Source organism: Colwellia sp. SU-HH01217, assembly GCF_057543495.1.
In genome coordinates this window covers 1-499 of the sequence record NZ_BAAJLX010000056.1, presented here as the reverse complement: position 1 = coordinate 499, position 499 = coordinate 1, and the positions used below count along the sequence as shown (strand labels likewise).

General features: G+C 36.1%; 1 protein-coding gene. It reads right to left on the bottom strand.

The window, feature by feature from the left end; translation table 11 throughout:
- Window positions 1-88 precede the first annotated feature (88 nt).
- Entirely contained in the window at window positions 89-484 is a 396-nt protein-coding gene (locus AC27G3_RS18210) for a hypothetical protein (protein ID WP_487124061.1), read from the bottom strand.
- Between the last annotated feature and the right edge of the window lie 15 nt (window positions 485-499).

Here is a 499-nt window from a genome sequence, read left to right as displayed (position 1 = left end):
GTTAAGAGGCAATAAAATAGTTGGCTAAAATTAGCGACGAAGGAGCAAAAGCCAACTGTTTTTTGTCCTTTTAAACGACTTGTTATATTTAAAGTTGCAACTCTGACTGCATAGATTTTAGTAGCTCTTTCTTGGCTGCTAAGAAATCATCCGTTTCAAAGTCTTTCTTTTTAATAATGCCAAAGACTGCATTTATTTTGTTTGTTGTATCATCACTTGCAACAATTAAAGCCGCATACAGAGGCCCTACGGTCTTAGATAAATCTTTAGGTTCTGTTGCTAGAGTTTTATCAATAGCCTCTAAATAATTACCATATGCAGTTCGGCGTGCCTTTAATAAGTCATGATGCTTATTGTTGTCTAGTTCGGCCTGTTTAATATTGAGCGAATTTTTTGCTTTTTTATCTTCAAGGAAATAGTTGGCAACTTGCGTAATTAACATCCCTCCAAGAGCACCAGCAAGAGTATAAAATGCGGGATCCAAGGTGTTCTCCATTTA